At 34.7% G+C, this 15,918-nt stretch carries 10 protein-coding genes; 4 read left to right on the top strand and 6 right to left on the bottom strand.

Features of this window, described 5'->3' with window-relative positions; genetic code table 11:
• Positions 1 to 26: 26 nt before the first annotated feature.
• Both RB619_RS01405 and RB619_RS01410 read left to right on the top strand, forming a co-directional pair.
• A complete protein-coding gene (locus RB619_RS01405; RefSeq protein WP_308093209.1) occupies positions 27 to 2,105 on the top strand; it encodes a LysM peptidoglycan-binding domain-containing protein in 2,079 nt (692 codons plus the stop codon).
• The gene (locus RB619_RS01410) at positions 2,105 to 2,506 is read left to right on the top strand and encodes an OsmC family protein (protein ID WP_308093212.1); all 402 of its coding nucleotides are present in this window, start codon (positions 2,105 to 2,107) and stop codon (positions 2,504 to 2,506) included. Before RB619_RS01405 ends, RB619_RS01410 begins: the two co-directional genes overlap by 1 nt.
• A 50-nt stretch (positions 2,507 to 2,556) precedes the next feature.
• Here RB619_RS01410 and RB619_RS01415 read toward each other — a convergent pair whose 3' ends face one another.
• The 5 genes from RB619_RS01415 to RB619_RS01435 form a co-directional block, all read right to left on the bottom strand.
• Positions 2,557 to 4,413 carry a beta-galactosidase gene (locus RB619_RS01415; protein ID WP_308093214.1) on the bottom strand — a complete coding sequence of 619 codons (1,857 nt, stop codon included), beginning with the start codon at positions 4,411 to 4,413 and terminating at the stop codon, positions 2,557 to 2,559.
• A gap of 84 nt (positions 4,414 to 4,497) precedes the next feature.
• Complete coding sequence (locus tag RB619_RS01420; RefSeq protein WP_308093216.1) at positions 4,498 to 5,874, bottom strand: Gfo/Idh/MocA family oxidoreductase; 1,377 nt, start codon at positions 5,872 to 5,874, stop codon at positions 4,498 to 4,500.
• Between the two features lie 72 nt (positions 5,875 to 5,946).
• Complete coding sequence (locus RB619_RS01425) at positions 5,947 to 7,269, bottom strand: DUF3472 domain-containing protein (protein ID WP_308093220.1); 1,323 nt, start codon at positions 7,267 to 7,269, stop codon at positions 5,947 to 5,949.
• 81 nt (positions 7,270 to 7,350) lie between these two features.
• Positions 7,351 to 9,048: a RagB/SusD family nutrient uptake outer membrane protein gene (locus RB619_RS01430; RefSeq protein ID WP_308093223.1), complete on the bottom strand. Its 1,698-nt coding sequence runs from the start codon at positions 9,046 to 9,048 to the stop codon at positions 7,351 to 7,353.
• A 10-nt stretch (positions 9,049 to 9,058) separates the two neighbouring features.
• Positions 9,059 to 12,121 carry a TonB-dependent receptor gene (locus tag RB619_RS01435; RefSeq protein WP_308093225.1) on the bottom strand — a complete coding sequence of 1,021 codons (3,063 nt, stop codon included), beginning with the start codon at positions 12,119 to 12,121 and terminating at the stop codon, positions 9,059 to 9,061.
• Positions 12,122 to 12,705: 584 nt separating this feature from the next.
• On the opposite strand from RB619_RS01435, the gene RB619_RS01440 reads away from it, so the two are divergent.
• Complete coding sequence (locus tag RB619_RS01440; RefSeq protein WP_308093228.1) at positions 12,706 to 13,347, top strand: sugar-binding protein; 642 nt, start codon at positions 12,706 to 12,708, stop codon at positions 13,345 to 13,347.
• 200 nt (positions 13,348 to 13,547) lie between these two features.
• Here the strand turns inward: RB619_RS01440 and RB619_RS01445 are convergent, their stop codons facing one another.
• The gene (locus tag RB619_RS01445) at positions 13,548 to 14,585 is read right to left on the bottom strand and encodes a LacI family DNA-binding transcriptional regulator (RefSeq protein ID WP_308093230.1); all 1,038 of its coding nucleotides are present in this window, start codon (positions 14,583 to 14,585) and stop codon (positions 13,548 to 13,550) included.
• A 233-nt stretch (positions 14,586 to 14,818) separates the two neighbouring features.
• Here RB619_RS01445 and RB619_RS01450 point away from each other — a divergent pair, with 233 nt between their 5' ends.
• On the top strand, positions 14,819 to 15,910 hold the full coding sequence (locus RB619_RS01450; protein WP_308093232.1) for a galactokinase family protein: 1,092 nt from the start codon (positions 14,819 to 14,821) through the stop codon (positions 15,908 to 15,910).
• The last annotated feature ends 8 nt before the right edge of the window (positions 15,911 to 15,918 follow it).

Genomic DNA, 15,918 nt, shown 5'->3' on the forward strand with positions numbered 1-15,918 from the left:
AAAATTAAATTGTTTTAAGTCTTATTATGAAATATTATTCAACATTATTGTGTCTCGTTTTTTTTGTAACCTGTTCTGCTTTTTCACAAGAAAAGGTAGTGAAATATACAGTTTCGGGCGGAGAAACGATAAACCAGATTGCGGTAAAATTTAAAACTACGCCTTATGATATCTATACTCTGAACCCAGATGCAAGAAATGGAATAAAGCCTAATACGGTTTTATTGATTCCTGCAAGTGGTGCTAAAGCAGCGGTGCCTAAAACTACCGCTAATTCAAAAGAAATTATTCATGAAGTACAGGCAAAAGAAACGTTTTGGAGTATCGAACAAAAATATGGAATTTCTGACGAAGCGTTGAAGGCGGCAAATCCTTTTTTAGAAAAAGATGGCGTTCAAACGGGACAGAAATTGGTAATTCCGGCAAAGGGTTCTGCTTCAAAAACTGCATCTGCAAGTACAAAAACGGTGAAAAGTACAGCACAAGAAAAGTATGTCTATCATGATGTTTTGCCTAAAGAAACGAAATTTGGTATTGCAAATAAATATGGCATTTCTGTTGCAGAATTAGAAAAACGTAATCCTGAAATTGTGCAGAATTTGCCAATTGGTTACAGATTAACTATAAAAGGAACCGCACCTAAAACGGAAGCCGCGCCAATTACAAATGCAGTTAAACCAGCTGAAACTAAAAAAGCGACTGAAACTTCTAAAAAAGCAGTTTCTTATATGGAATATCAAGTAAAACCAAAAGAGACTTTTTATAGTTTAGGAAGAACATTTCATTTGTCTCAAGAAGAATTGACGGCTTTAAACCCGTCGCTTTCTGAAGGTGTAAAAGAAGGAATGGTTTTAAAAGTTCCGACAGGATATTTAGCGCCTCAGCCAATTATTGCTCAAGCACAGCCTACTGAAAAAGCTATTGAGAAACCAACTATAAACAATGTAGACGCTCCAAGCGGTATTAAAATTGTTGACAAAGTAAAATCAGAAACGGTTTCTGCTGATCCAGAAATAGTTGAATTGACAAAGAAAAGAGGTCAGACCGAGCGTCAGAAAGTTGTTTTGTTATTGCCATTTAACTTGGCAAAACTTCAAAGCGATACGACAAGTATGGCAACTAAAATTAAAAATGACAAATTTTTAAATATGACGCTGGACTTTTATTCGGGAGCTATGATGGCAATTGACTCGGCTAAAACTTTAAAATTGCCAATTGATGTTGCTATTTATGACTCGCAGGAAACAAAAACGTCATCAAATATTTCGAGTTTAATTGCTCAGAATAAATTACAGAATGCAAACGCAGTTATTGGGCCATTTTATCAAAATAATGCTGAAGCGACTGCAAATATGCTTCGTGCCGATAGTGTTCCTGTAATTTCGCCATTATCAAAAGATGCAGCAAATCCAATTGATAACTTGTATCAGGCGATCCCATCAAATGATGTCATCCGCAATGCTGTTTTTGATTATATGCGTGCTAAAAACGGAAACATTGTGGCTGTGGTTGATAAGAAAAAAGAATCGGTGATTAATTATATTAAGCAAAATCAAAAAGGTGTTGTATTTGCTGCGTTAACTGAAACTGGCGGATTAGATGTTGCTAATTTAAAAAGTTTGCTTTTGCCAAATAGAATGAACTACGTTGTGATGGAAACAGGAAATACAGCGATGGTAAAAACAACAATAAAAGCATTGCTTGATTCGCAAAAAACATGTCAGGTACAATTGGTTATTTTGGAGCCAAACAGCACATTAGATACAGACGAAATTAGCTTTGACAATTTAATTAAACTGAAATTGATGTATCCGTCTGTAACGCGCGAAAGTGATGAAGCTGGAGCTTTAATTTTCAAAAAAGCGTATAGATTAAAAAACAAGGTAAATCCGACTGCTTATGCAACGAAGGGATTTGATGTTACTTTTGATACCATGATGCGCTTGGTTCAAGGGAAAACATATCAAGAAACGGCAGATTTAATGACCACAGAGCAAGTGGATAATAAATTTCAATATTACAAAAAAGAAGATGGCGGTCACGCAAACAAAGGTGTTTACATTTTATATTATGACACCGATTTAACTTTAAAAGCAGCAAATTAATGACATCAAAAGTAACCTATTTAGGCGATTTAAGAACAAGCTCAATTCATGTGCAATCTGGAAGTGAAATTATCTCAGATGCACCATTAGATAATAACGGAAAGGGAGAAGCTTTTTCTCCAACAGATACAGTTGCCAATGCTTTAGCAAGCTGTATGATGACGATTATGGGAATTAAAGCCCGTGATTTAGAAGTTGATTTTGTAGGCTCTACAGCCGAAGTAACAAAAATCATGAATGCAGAACCAAGACGAATTGGAGCAATTGAAATTGTGTTTAATATGAAGAGCAATGCTGATGAAAAAAGCAAAACAATTTTAGAACGTGCTGCAATGACTTGTCCTGTATTCTTGAGTTTAAGCAACGAAATAGAAAAGAAAATTACTTTTAACTGGAGTTAATTTTCGACTAAATAAAATAGAAAAGCCATTCATTACGAATGGCTTTTTTTTCATCCCTTTTCAGGTTTTAGATCTTCCAAAATTGGCGTTGCAATAGTTTTGACTACTTTTTGCAAGGTTTCATTTTTTTGTTCCAAAATGGTAATTTGGTTTTTACCTTTTTTAAGCCAGCATCCCGGAACGTATAATGTTTGTTGTGGCCCGACGCTCCAATAACGACCAATGTTGATTCCGTTTATAAAGACAATTCCTTTTCCAAAATCTCGCATATCCAGAAACGTATCTCCAGTTTTTTTCAAATCAAAAGTCCCTTGATATAAAACAGGACGATTTGCTTTTCCTGTGTTTTTATATGCGGCTAAATCAGGTTCTTTGCTCATTGGAAATTTATACATTTCCCAGTTGCCAGTAATCGTTTCTCCATTGATAATTACCGGACTGATAATTCCTTTATTATTAGAATTAATTTGAGAACCGTAATTGATGCGTCCCATATTTTCGACAAAAATATCTAAAGTTGCATTAAAGGGAACTTCAATTTCACAGCTGTATTTTTTGTAATATCGATTTAATTCGGCAACCTTTTTTCCATTAAGATAGACGATTGCATAATCACGTAATCCATTTAATTCTAATTTTCCACTTATAGGTTGTGTGAATTTTTTGCTGTACCAAACATAGCCGTCGCCTTGATTTAATTGCTCAAATGTTTGTGGCGTATCTTCGATAACAGGTTCTATTTTTGATTTTAAATCTTCTAAATCTACAACTTTCGATAAGGAAATGTTTGGAATTGTAATCACTGCAATTTTTTCGGGAACGCTCGGGGTTTCATTCGTTTTTAAGAGTTCTCTTAAAGCATTATATTTTGGAGTGGCCCAACCAGCTTCGCTTATTGGTGCATCATAATCGTATGATGTCATGTCGGGTTGAATGTCATGTTCCTTATCATAATTAGCACCAGAAGTAAATCCGAAATTAGTGCCACCATGAACCATATAATAATTAAACGAGACATTGTTGTCTAAATATTTTTTGGTCTGGCGAACCGTTTGTTCTGGTTTTTGAGTAGGGAAGGGCTCTGCCCAATGATCCAGCCAACCCGGATAAAATTCGGCTACCATATAAGGACCTTGTCCATTATTAAATTGATCTACGACTTTTTTTAGTTTTACAACGTCATCTTCACCATTTGCTGTTGGTAAAGCTCCGGGAAGCGCTCCGCCTTCAAAAAGCCAACTTCCATCTGAAGTAAAAAAGGGAACTTCAAAACCAATATCTTTTAATTGCTGAAAAACCGCAGCACTGTATTTTTTATGTTCTTCTAACGGAATATCTTTTCGTTGTGAAACATATGAACCAAATTCATTTTCGCCCTGAACCATAATAATTGGTCCACCTTTTGTGATTTGTAAATTAGCAACCTGTTTGTACAATTCTGTAAAATAGGCTTTTGTAGCGTTTAAATACGCAGTGTTGTTGCCACGAATAACCATATTAGGGACATTCTGCAAAAACCAAGGATAACCACCAAATTCCCATTCGGCGCATACGTAGGGGCCTGGACGTAAAATCACAAACAAACCTTCTTCTTGAGCGGTTTTAATATATTCTGATAAATTTTTATTGCCTGTTTTAAAATCCCAGACTCCGGGAGCAATTTCATGATAATTCCAAAATACATAAGTCGCAACAGCATTTAAACCCATTGCTTTCATCATTTTTAAGCGATGTCTCCAATACGGTTGCGGAATACGGGAATAATGCATTTCGCCAGAATGAATTTGTATTGGCTTTCCGTCCAAAAGAAAATTTCCGTCTTTAATAGCAAAGGTTTGTTTGTTTTGTGCCGATAGATCAGAGAATAAGCAAAAAGCGACAAAGAAAATTACATATATTTTTTTCATTTTATTTGAATATGAATTGTCTAAAAACAAGACAAGAGAGCAATATTTACTTCACTCTCTTGTCTTTTCTAACTAACCAATAATTTATTCTGAAAACTCTAATTTTTTCAATTTATTCCATCCTCCACGTGTGAAATCTGGTATTTCAACTGGAGCAGAATTGTTGTCCAATGAAATTTCTGTTAACGGACCAAGACAAGACCATTCAGCTAAATCGTAAACATCCATATCTAACGGAAGTCCTTTTTGCAGACAATGAATTAAACGGTAATCCATGATGAAATCCATTCCGCCGTGACCGCCTACTTTCTTAGCTTGCTCTTCAATTCCTTTTGCAATTGGGTGTTTGTATTTTTCCATCAATGCTTTTTTAACTTCTTCTGGAACAAAAGAGTGTGCACTTAATTTTTCGTGATTTGTTTTTACATCATCACTTAATTCTTTTCCGTCTAAAGCATAACCTTCTAAAGGATATTTGTTTGCAAAACCTTTTGTACCGCTCAATTGGTACATTCTGCTGTATGGACGAGGTGATGTAACGTCATGCTGAATCTGGATTGTTTTTCCATTTTCAGTACGAATCATTGTCATTGTATGATCACCATTTCTAAAATCTTTGATTTCCTGACCTGATTTTTGTTTGATATAAGCTGGGTTTCCAACTGCTTTTGTATCCATAGAAACCAAGAAATTCATTTTGTCTCCTCTATGAATATTTAATGCTTGACAAGCCGGTCCCATTCCGTGCGTCGCATATACATCACCACGGTGTTTGATGTTGTAATCCATTCTCCAGTTGTTCCAATATTCTCCCCAAAATGGTTGTAAACCATGAATGTAAGAACCTTCAGCATGAAGAATTTCACCAAATAAACCTTGTTGTGCCATGTTTAAAGTAGTCAATTCGAAGAAATCGTAAACACAGTTTTCTAACTGCATACAGTGTTTTCTAGTTTTTTCTGAAGTATCAATAAGTTCCCAAATTTCTTTCATAGTCAAAGCTCCTGGAACTTCAATGGCAACGTGTTTTCCGTCTTTCATTGCTTGAACTCCAATTACAGCATGATGAAGCCAATCTGTAGCAACATAAACTAGATCTACATTTGGAAGAGCAGTAACTTTTCTCCAAGCGTTCTCGTCGCCATAAAATTCCTGTGCTTTAGGAAGTCCGGCTTTGGTTAAAATTTCATTCGCTTTTGAAGTATTTTCCTGAGTCATGTCGCATAGCGCCACAATTTCTACACCTGGAATATGCGTCATGCGCTCTACAGCACCTGGTCCGCGCATTCCTAAACCAATGAAAGCGATACGAACATTTGGAATTGGTGCAGCAGCCATACGTAAAACATCTTGCTGGCCTTTTGCACGTGCTGGTGTTTTGGTCTTAATCATTTGTGCCGATGCTGTCCATCCGAACAAAAGACATGTGATTAACATGAATCTTAAAATACTAGTTTTCATAATTGAATTAATTTGATTTAATAATTGATAATCTAAATAGTGATTATCTGGGAATATCTTTTTTTTTTGTTTTTATGGTAAAGTCGCAAAGTTTATTTCTGGTTTTTTATTTGCCAAAGGTCTTGTGAAATTCGTTTTTGGAATTGTTAAATCATTGAAAAAACCTCCATTTTTAAGAAAGAAAGAGGTATTGTCAAGACCACCTGCAAAATCCATTCTATATTCTTTTGCCCCTGTATTGTCCGTTGTAAATCGGGCAGTGTTGATTTCTGTCCAATTGTCTTTGTCATCGCAAACCCATTGATTATCAAATAAAACTTTGCGAGACAAATCGCCTTGTTCCGGAATAAAATTCTCTAAAAAGGAATGGAATCTTTTTAAATAAGTATTGGTTTCGGGACGATTAAAACTAGCAATTAATAGCCATTTTTGCAACTCTGGTGCATAAAAATACGCAGTATATATTGTTGTGTTATTGCCTTGCGGAAATCCTTGCAACAAGAATTTGTATGTTGTTCCGGCTTTCCAGTTGTATTTCAGATAGCTTTGGCCTCCTGAACCTTCGTTTCCAAATTCGCCAGTATGTACGTTTTCTCCTTTTTTAAGCATTTTTATTTTGTGAGATTCAGGAATGCTTTTAGGATCATCAGTTTGAAATGGGCTCCAAACAGAAAATAAAACTCTTCTTTCTGATGCCGAATTAACCTGAATTCCAAAATAACCTTCTCCAAAACCATTTGCCATAAAATAAGATCCTATTTTGTCTTCGTCCTTTGGAACTGTAAGTTCGTTATAATACCATTTTGCATTTATGTTTTCAGGAACCTGATAATTTAAATGTACCGATGGTCCGCGACGCCCCCAATGATAGAAGTTTCCTTCGTTATTTGGAACAAAAGATATTTTTGCATCATAATCTGCGCTTGAAATGGTAATACGGTTAATGGATGGAAATTGATTTCCGGTTTTACTGATTCCTTTTATTTTTAAAGCAACATAACCTTCTTTATTGATTTTCCAGCTGCCAATAGTAATTGCTTTTTTTGAAGCAGTAAATTGCACTTTTCTAGATTCGTTGTCAATGGAAAATTCAAGCTCTGATTTTTCAAAAACTTCAACTGATTCTTCAACGGTAAATTGAAATGTTCCCGGTTTTGAAATCTTAAAATAAACCGTAAAAAATTCAGAAGCATTGGTCCAATTTTCAATGCCATTATCCGTAATGGTTTGGTTTTCTTCTAAATGTTTAGAACTGTAGGCATTTCCGGCCATTGGCACAGAAATACTTGTTTTTGGATTTTCCAGAATGCTCTGATCTTTGCTTGCAGTATTATCTTCAGCACAAGAAAATGAAACTAATAAAGAAGCTAGAAATAAGTAAAATAAGTTTTTCATTTTTGGAATATTAGATTTCTTAAAATTACCTCTCTAATTAAAAAATTAGAGAGGCTTCAAAAAACAACTAATTCTAAATAATTAAGGATTTTGTGTCAAAGTTCCCGGATATGCATTGATTTCTGACTGCGGAATATACTGTACCACACGTAAACTTGTAGCCGGTACATCGTTCATTGGCAAATGCGGACCTGGGTAACGGCGCGTCATGGTTTGTCCATTTCGGTAAACATCATAACCTCTATGTGCTTCGAAAGCTAATTCCAATTGGCGTTCTTCGTCAATAAGCTGCGCAGCATTTGTACTGTTTAATGAAGTATATCCTCCGCCAACAATTGATCTTTCACGAATGATATTCAGATTTGTTCTTGCATTTGCATAATCTCCTTTTTTAGCATAAGCTTCGGCCATGTTCAAATACATTTCGGCTAATCTTGAAATAGTAGGCGAGTGCAGGTGAGAGTCATTATTTTGTAAAGAACATTTTGTAATGTAGAACATTGGATAAACGCGGTTCAGCAACATCATATAGTCTTTTTCACCTGTGTACGTTTTACCAGCATACACAATAGAGTATTGATTTTCAGCAGCATTTACAACAGTCAAATTATAATTTGTATTTGAGATTGTAATATAATACGAACCATCAGGATTTGTTTTAAGAGGCTGTTGCATGTAATTGTAGCCAGTTTGTGTTCCGCCTGCATTGAAAACGTCGTAAATGAAACGGAAAGCAGCAGTTTTGTTTCCAGCATCATCTGTAACATATTGTGGATCAATAAATGCCCAACGTGCGTCTTTTTTCAAGCCTGATTTTCTTAATAAATCAAGGTATTCTGCACTTGCATACATTTCGCCCCAACCCTGACCTTGAATGTTAGCGTACATACCGCCAATTCCGTAATAGTGGTCGTAACCTGAAAACTCTGAAGCAACTTGTTTTACAGCAAAAATAGTTTCAGTTTGCTCATCAGAATCTGGAGCATAAGTGTTATATTTCATAAAACTGTCTCGGCTCAATAAACTATAACGTCCGCTTGCAATTACTTTATTTGCATAATCAATAGATAGCGTCGCATATTCTTGATTTGGAGTTTGATACGTTCCACTCATATACAAGTATACTCTTGAAAGCATTGCTTGAGCCGCTTCTTTAGTTGCATATGCTGCAGGTCTGTCAGCAGTCATTAATGCTTCTGCTTTTTTCAAATCACTTATTGCTTGTGCATAAGTGTCTTTCACAGTCGATCTGTCTGGAAGCGTCAAATTGTTTAAATCAGCAGGTAATCCATTTACGATTGGCACTCCTAAATTTGTTTCAGGCGATTGCGAATAAGGTCTTCCATAAGTACGGCATAAGTAAAAATAGATCATGCCTCTTAAATAATAAGCTTCACCCAATTGCTGATCAACAGCTGCACTTTCTCCTTCTTTAATAATTTTGATCAAATCACTAGATTGTGAGATTATTTTGTAGCTATTGTTCCAAAATACCGATAAACGACCGTTATCAGGAATATGCTGATAAGAAATGAAAGAGTAAAATGAGTCGGTAGATGTACCTCTAATCATAATGTTGTCACCTGGATATTCTCCAACTCTGTGCATAACATCGGCCCAGCCTTTTAATTGTGCGTAACATCCGTTTAGTAAAACTTCGATTGATGCTTCTTTATCTTCCTGAATTTTATCTTGAGTATAGGAATCAAATGGTTCTCTGTCTAACTCACATGAGGACAGGAAACTAATTGCCATGCATAATATAAATATCTTTTTCATGATTTTGTTTTTAAAGAGTTAAGTTAAGTCCTAATACAATTTTGCGTGTTGAAGGATATACTTGTGTTGCAACACCAGTAATTTGATTGTTTGCAGGTGGTATTTCAGGGTCAACTCCAGAATAATGTGTAATTGTAAATAAATTTTCTCCTGCGATGTACAATCTTAAATTTGAAATGTGCAAACGCTCGATTGGCATATTGTATCCAAAAGTGATGCTTCTCATTTTTAAATATGTTCCAGTTTCTAAGAAACGAGACGAAGCTTTGTTTGAATTGCTTGGGTTATTGTAAAGTGCTTGTGGATGCGTTGCAATATCACCTGGCTTTTCCCAACGGCTCCATCCACTATGAAGATTCATTTGATTTCTGTCCGTATAAGCACCGTCTGAGTCAAATTCTGCTCTTGCATAGTTATAGATTTCGCCTCCAACAGAATAACTGAAAATAGCAGCAAAATCAAAATTCTTATAGTTTAAGTTGGTTGAAAATCCTCCGAAAAAGTCAGGAGTATAAGCACCAATTACTTTCTTAAATTTAGAAGCGTCGCCATAGCTATACGTTTTTACACGTTCTCCGGCAGTGTTAGTTGTGTACCATTGTGGTTTTCCGTTTTCAGGATCAACACCAGCCCATTCTGTTAAATACCAGCTGTCAACATCGTTTCCAGGTTTTAAAAGTTTGTTAGCAGAACCTGCAATACCACTTCCGTCTCCTACAATAATTTCTTGTTTGTCTCCATAAAGGCTTGTCACTTTATTTTTATTGGTACCAATATTAGCATCAACAGACCATCTTAAATTATCAGTTTTGATGATATCCACATTAACAGAAGCTTCAAAACCTTTATTATTAACTGCACCAACGTTTCTCCAGATACTAGTTACCCCAATAACTCCAGGAAGCGGTACTCTATATAATAATCCAGAAGTATTTTTATTGTAATAATCTAAAGTAATATTAACACGATTAAAGAAACTTACGTCAACTCCAACACCGCCTGTATATGTTTTTTCCCAGCTTAAATCAGGATTTGCCAATTGAGAAATTAAAGCTCCCGGATTTTCATTATAACTTTGTGAAAAAGAATATAATGGAAGATGTGGGTATAAACTATTTGGACGATTTCCTACTGAACCATAACTAGCTCTTAATTTTAAATTATTAATATAATCTGCATGGAAAAAAGCTTCTTTATGAATGTTCCATCCACCACTTACAGAAAAGAAATTTCCGTATTGTGCATTTTTTCCAAAATTTGAAGCACCATCACGACGGAAAGATACTTGAGCCAAATAGCGATTATCAAAAGAGTAATTCACATTTGTCAACAAAGATTGTACAGCCCATTGAGATCTGTTTCCACCTACTTTTTCAGGAACTGCTGCAGCATCAGGTACTATAATTCCAGGAGGAATTCCAGTTGCAACTCCAGTACTGTATTTTGAATTGTATTCATTCCACTCATAACCAGCAACCGCATTGATGTCATGTCTGCCAAATGATTTGTTGAATTTGAATAATTGGTTGGTATATAATCTGTTATATGTTGAGAAATAATCTTCAATTCTTCCTTTTACTGCTTCTCCTGCAGATGATCTTGGATCAGAATAGTAAGTTGAATTGTAGTTTCCAAAAATATAATTGTTTACAGAAGAGAAAGTAAGCCAGCTCGTAAACTTAATGTCAAAATCAAGATTCGTACGAACAGTATAGCTTTCAGATTCACCATAATTCCATTGTAAATCATATAAATAGTTTGATCCTGTAGTGTTTACCCAAGTTGGATTTGGAGCATTTCCTACCAATGTTCCATCCTCTAAATAAGGGCTGTCCCAAGGCATGTTACCGTACAATGCACCAACAGAATGCTGTTGATCAAAAGTAGTTTCCTTAGTAATATTTGCCATTGGTTTAAAAGTAAACCAGCTGTTAGGTTTGTATTCGAATTTTAAAAGGCCATTGTATTTTTTGTATTCATATCCTTTAACAGCTCCAGTTTCGTCATATACGTTAAGAGAAGCATAGCTTTTAAAGTTATCACCGCCTCCGCTGATAGACAAATTATAATCCTCAGCAATACCTGTTTGCGTAGCATTATCCCACCAGTCATAATTTTTATTTCTTAATTCAGGAGTCCACCACCATACATTTTGAAAATCTTGTTTGTTAGCAAATGAATCATACAAATCATATAATTCAGCACCGTTCATAATTTTAAAATTTCCATTATTAAGTGACGTTAAAGCTGTTTTAGCAGTAAAATTGATAGTTGCTTTTCCTGCTTTGCCACTTTTTGTGGTAACTACAATAACACCATTTGCTCCTTGCGAACCATAAACTGCTGTCGAAGCAGCATCTTTAAGAACCGTCAAGGTCTCAATATCAGATGGGTTCATATTGGCGGAGCTATTCCCCACAATAACTCCGTCAATAACCCATAACGGATCTGTACTTCCGTTCACGGTTGTTCTTCCTCTAATAATAATTTTTGCTTGAGATCCTGGCTGGCCACCACCTGTGTTAACAAATACTCCTGTAGCTTTACCAGCAAGCATGTTTTCAACATTTGGTGTAGTTACGTCTACAATTTTCTTATTGTCTAGTGTTTGCAATGATCCAGTTAAGCTCTCTTTTTTTACTTTGCTGTAACCTACAACAACAACTTCATCCATTTGCTGTCCGGCTTCTTTCATTGTAACATTTAATGTTGAATTTCCTGCAGGAACTTCTATTTCTTGCATTCCAAGAAATGAAAATACTAATATTGTTGAGGCATTTGGTACTTCTATGGCAAATCCGCCATCCATATCAGTTTGAACGCCAGTTTTACTTCCTTTAATTATAACGTTAACTCCAGGAATTGGATTTCCTTTTTCGTCTGTTACTTTTCCTTTTACAACTTTTTGAAATGCTAATAAACTCGTTTCGTTTAAAGCATTTTCACTAATCGATGCAGCAGACGCTCCTTGAATACTTAAAACCAACAATGAAAACAAAGTTGTTTTTAAGCTTTTTTCAAGTACTGAATGCATTCTAAAAGCGCGAGACTTTTTAGTGAATACTTTTTTCATACTCTGGTTTTGGTTTTGGTTAATAATTGAGTTTTTTGTTTGGTTGTTCTTTTTTGATTGAAATCACTTTGTTTTTTCCTACTTGATTTGATGTTTTTTGAACAAAAAATTGATTTAAAAATGAGAAAAAACAGTTCTTGTAATTTCAATTGTGGGACGAAACTATAGATTATATTTTTATAAAACAAGAAAAAACACAAAAAATGTGTTCGAACACACTAATTTTATGTTCTCGAGCACATAAAATTATGCAAATCGTTTTTTTTAATCTAAAATGATATGATATTTTTAAATTTTTTTAGAAATTAGCGGTTATATAAAACGGATGGTTTTTGAATAATAAATGGTGTTTTTTGAAAAACTTGTGAATTTCGCAATTACTTGCTGGAAAATGTAGAAATTAAGCAGTCTTTTCTTATGGGTTTTATGAGGCAAAATTTTAGTTTTTGTCCAAGAAATAATGCCTTTTTTAACTGAAGTTTGAGATGTGATAACTTTGTTTCAAAAAGACTCAAAAACAAAAAAACACTTGAGGTCATTTTGACTTTTATTGAAAACCAAATAACAACAAAATTTTAAACCAAATGATGAAAGAATATCAAGTAGTTTTAATCGACGAAAATAGGAGAAATGGGGATTCAATATTGGATTCTTCTTCGTGGGAAAATGCAAATTCTCTTGTTGATTTTTCGTCGCCTTGGAGCAATGAATCATTTTCAAAAATTGAATTTCGCGCGCTTTGGGATTTTGATAATCTATATTTTAAGTTCAAAGTTTTTGATTCCGAGATTTATATTGATGAAAAAGACAATGGTTTTGACAGTATTGGAAACTCTGACCGTGTTGAGCTTTTTTTCAGAAAAAATAATTCGTTAAATCCATATTATTGCCTCGAAATGGATACTTCAGCAAGATTAATGGATTTTGAAGCGCTTCCGGGTAAAGTATTTGATTTTGATTGGAAATGGCCAAAAGAAGAAATAAGCTTAAAATCATCAAAAGATGAAACTTCTTTTACTGTTGAAGGAAGAATTAGCGTTAAATCATTGAATCAGTTGGGTTTGATTCAAGATAATGTAATCGAAACAGGCGTTTTTAGAGCTAAATTTTCTATAGATGAAAATCAAAATTACGAGCCAACTTGGATTTCATGGGTAAATCCAAATACTGCCGAACCAAATTTTCATATTGCTTCTTCTTTTGGGAAATTGATTTTACTAAGATGATCAAATAAAGTTTAGTAGTGACATTTAATCTCGCAAAGTCGCGAAGTCGAAAAATGTTATACTCGATATTTAACCTTTGCAGAAATGACTCACTGTGTAGAAAAGTTGTTTTAATAAACTTTGCGACTTCGCGACTTTGCGAGAAATATTTCTCAAAGTATAAAAAGCTTAGTACCTTAGAATCTTAGCGACTTAGCATCTTACGAATAAAAACATGCATTTTCGACATTGATAATATCGATTGGCAATAGAATCGTTTCTGGAATTTCTTTTCGGAATAAAAAATATTCTACTAATGTGCTGACTCCTAAATAAGCCTGTCTTTTTTGATTTTGGTGAATTAAAAAATGCACCAAGCCTTGGTTTAGGAAATTGACGTTTTTCTCGATCAAGTCGTAGCCGATAAGCGCAATTTTTTTGTTTTTTGCCAAAGATAAAAGAGAGGCAATTTGATATGCTTTTGAAGTAGTAATGAAAATGCCGGCTAAATTTGGATTTTCTTCTAAAAATGATGCAAATTTTGTTTCAATATTCGAATATTTCAGCTTAAGTGTGGTTAAAGAAAAGTCTGGAAGCTCTTTTTCGTCAAAATAATTTCTGAATCCTTTTTCCTTTTCCTGCATATGCACAGCATTTTTAAGGCTTTCATCAATATGTATAATGGCAATCTGACCTTGATTTAAAATCAAATTCATTAAACTGGCGGCAACGCGTCCGCTTTTATGTAAATCCTGGCCCACAAAACTTTTGATAGAAGAAGATTCAACTTCGTTGTTGAATGTATTTACCATAACCCCCAATTCGTCATACTGTTTTATGATTTCTACGGTTTCTTTATGAAAAAGCGGCGTAAGCAAAACAGCATCGGGCGATTGTGCAATAATGGTTTCGTTGACTTTTAAAAATGATTTTGTGCTTTCGGGATTAAAGTAGTGTGTCTCAATAATGACGTTGTAAGCTTTGAATTCAAGTATGGCATCCTGAATTCCGTTGACACAAGGAAGCCAGTATGGATCGAATGCAGGATCAGGAAGCAAAACACATATGCGATAAACTTTGGTGCTTTTTAAATTTCGGGCAATCAAGTTTGGCTCGTAGTCAATAACATTCAGTACTTCATTGATTTTCTCCAGCGCTGCAGGAGAAACCTTTCCTCTATTATGCAAAACACGATCTACAGTTCCTTTAGAAACTCCGGCCATTTGTGCTATATCCTTAATTGTGTATTTTTTATCCATATAAGCAAATATAAAAACTTTGATTTAATTATCAGGAAAAAAAATACTTCATATTAGTTATTGTGCTCGAGAACATAAATTTTAGTGTGCTCGAGCACATTTTTTAATATTTTCTTGTTTTATCAAAATATAATATATAGTTTCGTAAAATCAAAAACGAAAATCAAAAATAAATTTATAACCAAAAATATTACAAAACATTGGTTTTTAATATTTTAATGTAAAATTTTTACATGAAAAAAATTACTTCATTAGCCCCAGGCCGTACTTGTCTCTTTGGAGATCATCAGGACTATTTAGGTTTGCCTGTTATTGCCTGCGCGATAGACCGAAACATAAAGCTGACAGCAGAGCAAAATAAGACCAATACATTTGTTATTAATATGATTGATATTAATGAGGTTCGCGTCATTGATATTAATGCAACTTTTGAAAAACTGGAGCCGCGAGATTATTTCGCTTCATCATTGCGCGTTTTGAGAAGACATGGATGCGTTCCTACGACGGGTTATACTATTACAATTACGGGCGATATTCCAATTAATTCGGGGACATCAAGTTCATCGGCCTTATTAATGGCTTGGATTCGGTTTTTAATTGAAGCTTTTGGAGTCGATGAAGAGCCAACTCCTGATTTTATTGCCAAAATTGGATACGCATCTGAGGTTCTAGAACACGGAGAACCAGGCGGAATGATGGATCATTTTAGTATTGGAGCAGGAAATATTGTTTATATAAATACAAAAGTTCCTTTTTCATATCAATGCATTGGAACAGAATTAAAAGGTTTGATTACAGGGGTTTCTGGCGTTCCAAAAGAAACAATCGGATTAATTGGAGAGTTAAAAGGAAATGCTTTAATGTCTATTGATATTGTGAAACAAAATTACCCTGACTTCGATTTAAACACTTCTGAAATTGAAGATGTTGACCGATATAAAAACTGTCTTCCAGATCGTTTGATTCCGTTTTTTGAAGCCGCTTTAAAAAATTATCATTACACGAAAGAAGCTTTAAAAGAGTTTGAAAAACCAGTTTTAGATCTTAAAAAAATTGGTTTTTGGATGAATCAGCATCATGAAGTTTTGCGCGATTTATTGAAAATTACAGTACCTCGAATCGATGACATGATCAATGCCGCTTTGCGCGCGGGTGCTTATGGAGCTAAAATCGTAGGTTCTGGCGGTGGCGGAAGCATTGTTGTTATTGCTGATCCTGAAAAAGAAGCTCAAGTTACCGAAGCAATTTTAAAAGCGGGCGCACAAGAGGCGTATGGCGTTGCGGTTGATCCTGGAGCGCGAATTATTGAAAACATTGAAATTTAGAGAAAAAA

This window comes from Flavobacterium sp. LHD-80 (assembly GCF_030929605.1).
Lineage (GTDB): Bacteria > Bacteroidota > Bacteroidia > Flavobacteriales > Flavobacteriaceae > Flavobacterium.